Raw genomic sequence first — 10273 nt, forward strand, 5'->3', positions numbered from 1 at the left:
GGCGGACTTGGGTGGTGTCGGGTGGCTAGGGTGCGGTAGGTGGCGAGGTCAGGCGTGGTGTCGGGTCGGGCACAGGCCTGGACGGGCTCACCACGCTGTGGTGGCGGCACCGGTCGGGGGCTCGCGCCACAGGGCGTGGTGATCGACTGAGCAGGGTTCGAAAGGTGAGGTGCTCGAGTGGTCTGTGCCTTCGAGAGGCGAATCGGATTACTCTGGCGCCGTGGGGATTCCTGAATATGCGCCTGGCGATGTGGTCATCTTTCCGCATGGGCCGTTCGGTGGCGTCTGTGCCGTTGTGCGGAGCGTGGATACTGGGCGGGCGACGTTGGGGTTGGAGTTCGCGGTCGGCACCACGCATCGGGAGGGTGGGGTGCTGCGGGAGGACCGGCATCGGCTGACCGTCGGGTTCGACGAGGTGGAGTTGTTGTAGGCGGGACGGGGGCGTTCGGGGGGCTGTAATACGGTGGACCCGTGATCGTCGCGCTTATCGATTCCGGTCTCGGCTTGTTGCCGACGGCCGCGTGGCTGCGCAAATTGCGACCGGATGTGGATCTGCTGCTGCTGCTCGATCCCGAAGGCGCGCCGTGGGGGCCCAAGCCGGAGCAGTGGGTGGTCGAGCGGGTGCTCGCGACGGCGCGGCAGGCGCTGGCGCTCGGAGCCGAGGTGATCGTGCTGCCGTGCAATACGGCTAGTGTGACGGCGCTGGCCCAGGTGCGGGCCGAGGTGGGGGCGTCGGTGCCGGTGATCGGCACGGTTCCGGCCATCAAACCCGCTGCGGCGCAATGTCGTTCGGTGGCCGTCTGGGCGACGGCGGCGACGACGGCCAGCCGCTACCAGGCCGATCTCATCGCCCGTTTCGGCGGTGACGCGAAGGTCGTCGGTGTGGCCTGCCACGGCCTGGCCGACGCCATCGACCGAGGCGACGTGCCCGCGATCAACGCCTCCATCGCCGACGCCGCCGCCCGCACACCCGCCGAGGTGGAAGGTGTGGTCCTCGGCTGCACCCACTATCCGCTGGTCATCGATGCCATCGTGGCCGCACTGCCCGACGGTGTTCGCCTGTTCGACAGCGCCCAGGCCGTCGCCGCCCAGACCGTCCGCAAGATGGACGAGCTCGGCAGGCCGACCACCGGCACCGGCACCGTCATGGTCCGCACCAGCGGTGAACCGGGGGAATTGCCCGCCAGCGCGGCGACTTTCGAGTCAGGACGTCTGCTGGGCGCTGTCTGCGCCTGACATCCCTCGGCCGTCTACGGACGGTGGCACAGCCTCGCGAATCCTGTCGGTCCGGTGGTGTTGAATGCCCATGACCGACCCAGGAGGTGCGTGTGTCCGAACTGCCCACCGCCGAGCAGGTGCGCGCCGCACTCGCCGAACGCGCCGACCCGGCCGACGCACAACACCTGCGGCGCTTCTTCAAAACCGGGCCGGGCGAGTACGGCGAGGGCGACGTGTTCCTCGGCGTCCGTGTGCCCGCCGGCAGAAAGGTCGCCAAGGGCTTCACCGCCCTACCGCTCGACCAGGTCGACCACCTCCTCGACAGCCCGATCCACGAGGAACGCCTGGTCGCCCTGTTGATCCTCGACGCGAAGTTCGCCAGCGCATCGAAACCGCGTACTCGCGACGACAAGACCCGCGAGGAAATCGTCGACCGCTACCTGGCCGCCGTAGCCAGGGGCCGGGTGAACAACTGGGATCTGGTCGACTCCTCGGCCGAGTACATCCTCGGCGCGTGGCTGCTCGACAAGGACCGCACGCTGCTTTTCGAACTGGCACACCAGGACTCACTCTGGGAACGCCGTGTCGCCCTGCTGTCGACCTTCGCCTTCATCCGCGCCGGTGACGCGAGCACCACCCTCGCCCTCGCCGAAGAACTGCTCGACGACCACCGCGACCTCATCCAGAAAGCCCTCGGCTGGATGCTGCGCGAGCTGGGCAAGAAGGTCGACCCCACGCTGCTCACCGGGTTCCTCGATGCCCACGCCAACGAAATGGGCCGTACCGCACTGAGTTACGCCACCGAGCACCTCGACAAAGACACCCGCGCCGCGTACCGGGCGCTGCGCTAGAACTGGATCTTCAGGTGGTCGGTCACCGGCCGCGCCTGGCAGCCGAGGATGTACCCGTTCTCGATGTCCTCGGGATCGAGGATCTCCGCGTTGTCCATCTCCACCTTGCCCTCCAGCACGGTGCAGGCGCACGACCCGCATTCGCCTTCCTGGCAGGAGTAGGGCACGTCGAGGCCCTTGTCGAGCATGATGTCGACCAGTGTCTGCTTGCGCGGCCAGCTCAGCTCGTGCACCTGTCCGTCGAGTTCCACCTCGACGGTCGCGGCGTCGGCGGCCTCTTCCTCGGACACCTCGACCGGCGCGTGATCGGCGAACGGGTCACCGGCCAGCGAGTTGAACACCTCGGCGTGGGTGCGGTTGCGCGGCACGTCCAGCGCGGCGAGTGCGGTGTGCACCAGGTCCATGAACGGTTTCGGCCCGCACATGAACGCCTCGTAGGCGGTGTAGGGGCTCACCAGACGGGCGAGCATGTCGGCGGTCGGCAGCCCGAGCAGCGGCTCGAGCCAGTGGATCACGCTGAGCCGCTGCGGGAACTCGCCGACCAGCTCGCGCAGTTCGTCGGCGAAGATCACCGAGTCGGCGTCGCGGTTGGCGTAGACCAACACGATTTTGCCGGTGCCCTCGGCCAGCGCCGATTTCAGGATGGAGATGACCGGCGTGATGCCGCTGCCCGCCGCGAACAGCAGCAGGTCGGTGTCGAGGTCGTGAGGCGTGAACACGCCGGAGGGTGGAAGCACCTCCAGCTCGTCGCCCGCGCTGATGTTGTCGCACAGCCAGTTCGAGCCGTAGCCGCCTTCGGTGCGTTTCACCGTCACCTTGGGCAGGTCGTCGGTGAACGGCGAGCTGGCCAGCGAGTAGCAGCGGGCCACCGAGCCGGTGAGTTCGCTGGGAATGCGCAGGGTGAGGAACTGTCCCGGCTGGTAGGCGAAGCGTTCGCGCAACTCGTCGGGCACCTCGAAGACCACCGAGCGGGTGTCGGTCGTTTCGGCGATCACCGCGGCGACCCGCAGCACCACCGAGCGCGAACCGTGCGGAACCTCGACTGTGGTCATGTCGTCCTCTCGGGCAAAACTAGAACGTGTTTCAGTTTCATGCTAAGTCCGGACGCGCCTGCAGGGCAAGCTGCGCCTCGAGCCCGGCCACGAGCACCTCCATCCCGAAGTCGTAGGAGTACTTGCCGCGCAGGTCGGACATGTACTTCGTGGCTCGGGCCACCGCTTCGGGCAGCAACACGTCCGCCGGGGCCGAGCGGTCGCGCGGGTTCACCCTGCTTCGCCCGAACAGGTAGGTGTGAATGGTCGCGTAGGCGGCCAGCACGTTGCGATCGGAGAACCCGGCGTCGAACAGGATCTCCATCACCGCTTCGATCAGGTCGAGCTGCTTGCCGAGCATCTGCTCGAGCAGGATGTCGCCCAGGCCGGGATGCCTGCGCAGTTTATCGTCTATCTGATCGATCAGATCGCGCAGGCGTCCCTGCCACGGCCCGGACTCGCGCGACGGCTTGCGTACCCCGACCAGGGCCGCGCTGGCGACCAGGTCCAGGAGTTCGCGCTTGTCGGCGACGTAGTAGTAGGGCGCCATCGGCGACACCCCGAGCTCACGCGAGAGTCTGCGCATGGACAGCTTCTCCACACCGTCCTCGCGAACTACGCGCAGCGCCGCTTCGACGATCTCCGCTTCCGAGAGTGTCGAATTCGCGCCGCTGCCGACCCCACCGTGGTTACGCAAGCCTCTGCCTCACCTCTACTGCCGCTGGGCTCGCCGAGCCCCTTCCGTCCTGCTCCCGGAAGTCTAGATGTCGTTGCCCGTCCGTTGAGATTTTCCGAATCCCGCCTTTATGGCAGTGACTGACGTTAAAGTCGCGAGTGACCGTCAACACATGGGAGGTAGTCATGGCCGAGAACCCGACACCCGCGAGCGAGGACACCGGCGAGGACCTGGTCGCCGAGACGCTGATCGAAGAGGTCAGCATCGACGGCATGTGCGGCGTGTACTGACGATGGCGGCAGGCGTGCTCGATCTCGATGCCCGATGGGCGCTGCATCCGAGGGTCTCCCTGCGGCCGGAGTCCTTCGGTGCGCTGCTGTACCACTTCGGCACCCGCAAGCTCTCGTTCCTCAAGAGTCGTGAGCTCGTGGACGTGGTGCGGTCGCTGCCCGCACACCATTCCGTGCGGGAGGCGCTGCACGCCAGGGGCTTCGATGCCTCGGCGGCGTATGTCGAGGCGCTCGACCAACTGGCGCGCACCGACATGATCGTGCCCGCGCCGGGCCCGGTCACGCCGGTGGAGCCGAGCCCGCCTGCCCCGGTCGACGCACCGCAGGGCGGACGGCTGATCGACCGTTTCGAGTCCGGTCTCGCCGCCCCGATCTGCCTCACCTGGGAACTCACCTACGCCTGCAACCTGTCGTGCGTGCACTGCCTGTCGTCCTCGGGCCGCCGCGACCCGAACGAACTGAGCACCGAACAGTGCAAGGCGCTGATCGACGAGTTCGAGCGCATGCAGATCTTCTATGTCAACATCGGCGGCGGTGAACCCACCGTGCGCCCGGATTTCTGGGAACTGGTCGACTACGCCACGGCCCACCACGTGGGGGTCAAGTTCTCCACCAACGGCGTTCGCATCAACCAGGAGGTGGCCGCGCGACTGGCCGCCAGCGACTACGTGGACGTGCAGATCTCCCTCGACGGCGCCACCGCGGAGGTCAACGACGCCGTGCGCGGCCCCGGCTCCTACGACACCGCCATCAGGGCGCTGTCGAACCTGCACGACGCGGGTTTCCGCGACGCCAAGCTCTCGGTGGTCGCGACCCGCCACAACATCGCCCAGCTCGACGAGTTCAAGGCCATCGCGGATCGCTACGGCGCCACCCTTCGCCTGACCCGCCTGCGCCCCTCGGGCCGCGGCGCCGACGTGTGGGACGAGCTGCACCCGCTGCCCGAACAGCAGCGCGAGCTCTACGACTGGCTCGTGCACAACGGCGAGGGCGTGCTCACCGGCGACTCGTTCTTCCACCTGTCGGCCTTCGGCTCGGCCCTGCCCGGCCTGAACATGTGCGGCGCGGGTCGAGTGGTCTGCCTGGTCGACCCGGTCGGCGACGTCTACGCCTGCCCGTTCGCCATCCACGACCGGTTCAAGGCCGGAAACATCCTCACCGACGGCGGATTCGACGGCGTGTGGACCAACGCGGAGCTGTTCGCCGAGTTGCGTGAGCCGGTCGACGGTGGCGCCTGCACCAAGTGCAGCCACTACGACGCCTGCCGCGGCGGGTGCATGGCGGCCAAGTTCTTCACCGGACTGCCCGCCAACGGACCCGACCCGGAGTGTGTGCAGGGGTACGGGGAGGCGGCGTTGTCGGCACCGGGTCGCGTCGTTCCGCGCCCAGCGGTGGACCACTCGCGGCCGGTGCGCGCCCGCACCCGGGTGTCACTGCCGCTGACCGTGCGCCAGCCGCCCGCCAAGGCGTGCGACGAGAGTCCGCTCGGGTAGCCGCGTCGCGGTTGCCGGGGGTGCGCTGCCGATCTTGCTCGACACGTCAACTAAGCGGTCGGAGCGGCATTTCGAGCGGAGTTTCTTCCTTTTTTCTGGGGTGATGATGTTTGGCGGGCCAAGTGCGAATAGCATGCGAGGAATGCGCCATGATCGTCTGCCCGACGGCTTCGGGGTACGGATCGATCCACGGGTACGCGCATTTTCCGGGGGTCGGATCCTGATCGGCGGATCGCCCGCACGGATGCTGCGCCTGGCACCCGAGGCCGCCGAACTGATCGGCGACGGGTACCTCGAGGTCACCGATACCAAGTCCGCGATCGTCGCCCGCAGGCTCCTCGACTCCGGGGTCGCCAACCCGCGACCCCGGCTGCTGCCCTCGCCCGACGACGTCACGGTCGTCGTGCCGCTCTACAACAACGCCGACGGACTGATACGACTGCTCGGATCGCTGCGCGGGCACAATGTGATCGTCGTCGACGACGGCTCCGACGAACCGGTGCGCATTCCACCCCGGCCGGGTCGCGGCCAGGTGACGGTGCTGCGCCACGAGCGTCCCCTCGGCCCGGCCGCCGCCCGCAATGCCGGGCTACGGGCGGCGTCAACGGATTTCGTGGCCTTTCTCGACTCCGATGTGGTGCCGCGCAGCGGCTGGCTCGAGGTGATGCTCGGGCACTTCAGCGACCCGCAGGTGGCGCTGGTCGCGCCGCGCATCGTCGCCCTCGACTCCGAGTCCAACGCGCTGGCCCGCTACGAACACACCCGCTCCTCGCTCGATCTCGGCAGGCGCGAGGCCGCGGTGCACGCGCGCGGCATCGTGTCCTATGTGCCGAGCGCGGCACTACTGGCCCGGCGCGCGGCGCTGCTCGGCGAGGGTGGGTTCGACGAATCCATGCAGGTGGCCGAGGATGTCGACCTGTGCTGGCGGCTCGAGCGGGCGGGGTGGCGGTTGCGCTACGAGCCCGCCGCGCACGTCGCGCACGATCACCGGGTGGAGTTCCGGGCCTGGTTCACGCGAAAGCTGTTCTACGGCACGGGTGCCGCGCCGCTGGGCAAGCGGCACGGCGAGATGGTCTCGCCGCTGAGCGTGCCCAAGTGGACGGTGCTCGCCGCGATCCTGTTCGCCACCATGTCGAAGTGGGGCCTGCTCGGCGGACTGGTCACCCTGGCGACCGCCCTGGTCCGGATGCGGCGGGTCTTCGCCGAACTCGACAATCCCACCCGTATCGCCGCGGTGTATCTGGCGCGCGGATTCTTCGCCGGACTGTGGCGGCTGGCCTCGGCCATGTGCCGGGACTACTGGCCGGTGACGCTGCTGGCGGTCCTCGCGTCGAGCCGGATCAGGAAGATCGCCGTCACCATGGCGCTGGCCGACGGCCTGGCCGACTGGTTCACCCACCGCGATTCCGGTGGTCTCGACCCGCTGCGCTACGTGGCCTACAAACGACTCGACGATGTCGCGTACGGCAGCGGGCTGTGGCTCGGCGTCATCCGGGCCCGCAGCTTCGAAGCGTTGAAACCGCACGTTCCACCGAGCTGAGGGGATCCCGGTGCCAAGCACTCTCGTGGTGGGTGCCGGTTCGGCGGGGTGTGTGCTCGCGGCCCGGCTCAGCGATGACCCGGCCCACACGGTGCTGGTGCTCGAGGCGGGAACGGTATGGCCCGGCCCGGCCGACATTCCCGCCGATCTGCTCGACCCCGGCCACCTTCCGGTCGGGCCGGAATCGGCGGTGCTCTGGCGCTATGCGGGAAACCTGGTGCGTGGCAAGCTGATCGGCGGATCGGGCGCGATCAACGGCAGCTACTTCGTCCGACCGCCCGCCGCGCGGTTCGGGGACTGGAACAGCGACCGTTGGACCTTCGACGCACTGTTGCCGTTCTTCCGCGACCTGGAGACCGACCTGGATCACGGTACCGACCCCGGTCACGGCACCGAGGGTCCGATCCCGGTCGTCCGGGCCGCCGATCCCACCCCGTTCAGTGCCGACTTCGCCGAGCGATGCGCGGCGGCCGGGTTGCGCGAAGTCGCCGACCTCAACGCGCTCGACGTCACGGACGGTTTCGGCCGGGTGCCGCTCGCGCTCTCGGGAAACCGGCGTGCCGGACCCGGCATCACGCATCTCTATCCGGTGCTCGACCGGCCCAACCTCACCGTCGTCGGCGAGACCACGGTGACCCGCCTGGTCATGCGGGGCACCCGCGCGGTCGGCGTGGAATGGGTGCGCGGCCACGAATACGGACGCACCGACGCCGATCGGATCGTGCTCTGTGCCGGTGCGGTGGAATCGGCGGCGCTGCTCCTGCGTTCGGGTATCGGACCCGAGCGGCAGCTGCGCGCACTCGGCATTCCGGTGGTCCGGCCCGCCCCCGTCGGCACGTGGTGCACCGACCACCCCGAGATCGGGATCGAGTTCGCCGGGACCGACCACGGCACCTCGGCCGTGGCGCTCGAGTACGTCCTCGAACACGGTGACCTCGAATTTCGTCCGTACACACCGATGTTCACCCCCGGCCTGCGCCGGGTGGGGGTGACGCTCATGCGGCCGACCGGCAGCGCCGAGCTGACCCTGCGTCGCGCCGACCCCGCCGTACCCGCCCACATCGATCAGAGCGGTCTGGTCACGTCGGCGGACCGGGCAAACCTGCGTTCGGGAGTCGAGCTGGCGTGCGAACTGTTCGACCTGCGCTTCGGGCCCGTCGACGACCACTGGCTACGTGCCAACAGTGGCGCCTCCCAGCACCTGTCCGGGACCTGCCGGATGGGCCCGGCGAACGACGAGCAATCGGTCGTCGACGATCTCGGTCGCGTCCACGGCATCGACGGGCTCAGCATTGTCGACCTTTCGGTCGTCCCGGTGCCGCTTCCGCGCGGTCCACAGGCCACGGTAGTGACGCTCGCCGCAGCCATAGCGGCGTGCTACGCCGTGTGACGGAGTGACATCCGCTAGCACAATGTGACCTGCGGGACAAACCCGCACTTCTGGCGTTTGCCCCGATAACTGCCCGGTACAGTTTGTAGCGGGAAAGAAAGGCAAATGGTCAGCAATCTTGCAGGTGGGCGGCCCCCACGGCAGGCTACGGAGGCGGGCGCGCAGCTCGGTGCTCTGGAAGCCTATGCCGCACAGGCCCATGGTTTTCTCAGTGCCGGTGGTGAACAGCTGACCCAGCTGGCCGGTCTGCTGCGTCCGCTCGTTCTCGAGTCCTGGTTACGCAGCGTACGCGGTGGGATCGATCCCGCCGAGATGGTCGACGGTCGCGGTCTGCGCGGTGCCGACCTGGCGCGGTATCGCGATGCCCACCCTATCGCCGCCCTCATGCCGTTGATCGACAAACTGCTGGTCCAGGACGCGGCGCGGGCGGGGCTCATCGTCGCCGTCGCCGACCAGTTCGGGCGGGTGCTGTGCGTGCACGGTCATCCCGACCAGGTCGCCGCGGCCGCCGAGATCGGTTTGCGCGAAGGCGACGATCTGAGCGAACGACGCATCGGCACCAATGCCGTCGGGCTCGTCGTGCGCACGGGTCGGGCCACCTGGATCCACGGGCCCGAACATTTCCTGCATCGGATGCACCAGATCACGGGTGCGGCGGCCCCCGTGCACGAGCCGGACGGCAGGCTGGTCGGGGTTTTGATGATTGCCGGTGGGATGCGGGTGGCGAAGCCGGAAATCCTCGCCTTGGTCAAGGCCGCGGCCACCGCCGCCGAGATGGATCTGGTGCTGCGTGCCATGCGGGCCGACCGCGGCGAAACCGCCTCGCCGCGCGGCAGTGGTCCGGTCGCCGAACCCGAACAGGCCAGGCTCGCCCTCGACGTGCTCGGGCTCGGGCAACCGCAATTGAGTATGGCGGGGGAGCGGGTGGCACTGTCGCAACGGCATGCCGAGATCCTGCTGTTGCTCACCGAGCACCCCGAGGGCCTCGGTTCGGATCATCTCGCGCTGCTGCTCGACGACACGGATCTGGACAACGGCACGATCCGCGCCGCCATGTCGCGATTGCGGGCGGTGGTCGGCGCGGCCGTGGTCGCCTCACGCCCCTACCGCTTGCGGGTGCATGTCGCAACCGATGTGGAGGCGCTGCGGGCGGCGTTGGACTCCGGTGATATCGAATCCGCATTACGGTTGTACGCCGGGCCGGTGTTGCCGCGTTCCTCGGCGCCGGGCATCTGCGACCTGCGCGACGAGTTGCGGGTGCGATTGCGTACCGCTGTGCTCGCCTCGGCCGACCCGGCCGTGCTGCGCCGGTGGACGGCGGGTCAGGAGGGCCGTGACGACGCCGCCGCCTGGGCCGCGTACCGGGCGACGGTCGATCGTGATTCACCCCTGTATGCGCAGATCGAGGCCAAGATTCGGGTGCTCGATCGCCGCCTCGGCGCCGATGCAACGCAGATGCAACGTTTCGGCTCCTAGTCTCCCGTTCTGAAAGTGTGCTAGCTCACATATCTACCGACGATGTGTTGGAGCGCACACTCATGGCTCGGTCGCGGGCTCATTCTGAAACCGACTGGACGGCCGTCCGATTTTTTTATCGGAATAAGTTCCTTTTTATTAACTGAACGCCTAGTGTCGGCACTGCATGGACAGGCGCCATGTGATGTAGGCGACATTGGAGGAATGATCAACAGCTAGACCACAAGCGGCCGACGAAACCCGTCCGCCGCCGCGGGCGGTCCATCGGGACCGCCGCTCTCGTCCACATGATCTGTCGGGGATCTGCG

General features: G+C 68.2%; 10 protein-coding genes. 8 read left to right on the forward strand and 2 right to left on the reverse strand.

The genetic code is table 11. The features are described from left to right. Positions 1-220 precede the first annotated feature (220 nt). The 3 genes from NC7_RS05540 (at position 221) to NC7_RS05550 (ending at position 2069) form a co-directional block, all read left to right on the forward strand. Positions 221-430 carry a hypothetical protein gene (locus NC7_RS05540; RefSeq protein WP_067979887.1) on the forward strand — a complete coding sequence of 70 codons (210 nt, stop codon included), beginning with the start codon at positions 221-223 and terminating at the stop codon, positions 428-430. A 41-nt stretch (positions 431-471) separates the two neighbouring features. Continuing rightward, positions 472-1236, forward strand: a complete 765-nt coding sequence (locus tag NC7_RS05545; RefSeq protein WP_067979748.1) for a glutamate racemase — start codon at positions 472-474, stop codon at positions 1234-1236. Positions 1237-1328: 92 nt separating this feature from the next. Then, positions 1329-2069, forward strand: a complete 741-nt coding sequence (locus NC7_RS05550; protein ID WP_067979751.1) for a DNA alkylation repair protein — start codon at positions 1329-1331, stop codon at positions 2067-2069. Here NC7_RS05550 and NC7_RS05555 read toward each other — a convergent pair. Beyond that, complete coding sequence (locus NC7_RS05555; protein ID WP_067979754.1) at positions 2066-3121, reverse strand: ferredoxin--NADP reductase; 1056 nt, start codon at positions 3119-3121, stop codon at positions 2066-2068. The genes NC7_RS05550 and NC7_RS05555 overlap by 4 nt on opposite strands. A gap of 37 nt (positions 3122-3158) precedes the next feature. Further along, a complete protein-coding gene (gene mftR2, locus NC7_RS05560; protein WP_067979757.1) occupies positions 3159-3797 on the reverse strand; it encodes a mycofactocin system transcriptional regulator MftR2 in 639 nt (212 codons plus the stop codon). 164 nt (positions 3798-3961) lie between these two features. Here mftR2 and mftA point away from each other — a divergent pair, with 164 nt between their 5' ends. From mftA to NC7_RS05585, 5 genes are all read left to right on the forward strand, one after another. After that, complete coding sequence (mftA, locus tag NC7_RS05565; RefSeq protein WP_067979759.1) at positions 3962-4066, forward strand: mycofactocin precursor MftA; 105 nt, start codon at positions 3962-3964, stop codon at positions 4064-4066. 2 nt (positions 4067-4068) lie between these two features. Next, the gene (mftC, locus tag NC7_RS05570; protein WP_084457996.1) at positions 4069-5559 is read left to right on the forward strand and encodes a mycofactocin radical SAM maturase; all 1491 of its coding nucleotides are present in this window, start codon (positions 4069-4071) and stop codon (positions 5557-5559) included. A 142-nt stretch (positions 5560-5701) separates the two neighbouring features. Then, positions 5702-7099, forward strand: a complete 1398-nt coding sequence (mftF, locus tag NC7_RS05575; RefSeq protein WP_067979762.1) for a mycofactocin biosynthesis glycosyltransferase MftF — start codon at positions 5702-5704, stop codon at positions 7097-7099. Between the two features lie 10 nt (positions 7100-7109). After that, a complete protein-coding gene (gene mftG / locus NC7_RS05580; RefSeq protein WP_067979764.1) occupies positions 7110-8489 on the forward strand; it encodes a mycofactocin dehydrogenase MftG in 1380 nt (459 codons plus the stop codon). A gap of 105 nt (positions 8490-8594) precedes the next feature. Further along, the gene (locus NC7_RS05585) at positions 8595-9965 is read left to right on the forward strand and encodes a GAF domain-containing protein (protein ID WP_067979767.1); all 1371 of its coding nucleotides are present in this window, start codon (positions 8595-8597) and stop codon (positions 9963-9965) included. Positions 9966-10273 lie beyond the last annotated feature (308 nt).

Source organism: Nocardia caishijiensis NBRC 108228, assembly GCF_001612825.1.
In the GTDB taxonomy this organism is placed as follows: domain Bacteria; phylum Actinomycetota; class Actinomycetes; order Mycobacteriales; family Mycobacteriaceae; genus Nocardia; species Nocardia caishijiensis.

What these genes read in the sequence shown, in the direction of transcription:
- NC7_RS05555 (WP_067979754.1), bottom strand. Translation starts at nt 3,121, where the DNA reads ATGACCACAGTCGAGGTTCCGCACGGTTCGCGCTCGGTGGTGCTGCGG.
- mftF (WP_067979762.1), top strand. Translation starts at nt 5,702, where the DNA reads ATGCGCCATGATCGTCTGCCCGACGGCTTCGGGGTACGGATCGATCCA.
- mftA (WP_067979759.1), top strand. Translation starts at nt 3,962, where the DNA reads ATGGCCGAGAACCCGACACCCGCGAGCGAGGACACCGGCGAGGACCTG.
- NC7_RS05585 (WP_067979767.1), top strand. Translation starts at nt 8,595, where the DNA reads ATGGTCAGCAATCTTGCAGGTGGGCGGCCCCCACGGCAGGCTACGGAG.
- mftC (WP_084457996.1), top strand. Translation starts at nt 4,069, where the DNA reads ATGGCGGCAGGCGTGCTCGATCTCGATGCCCGATGGGCGCTGCATCCG.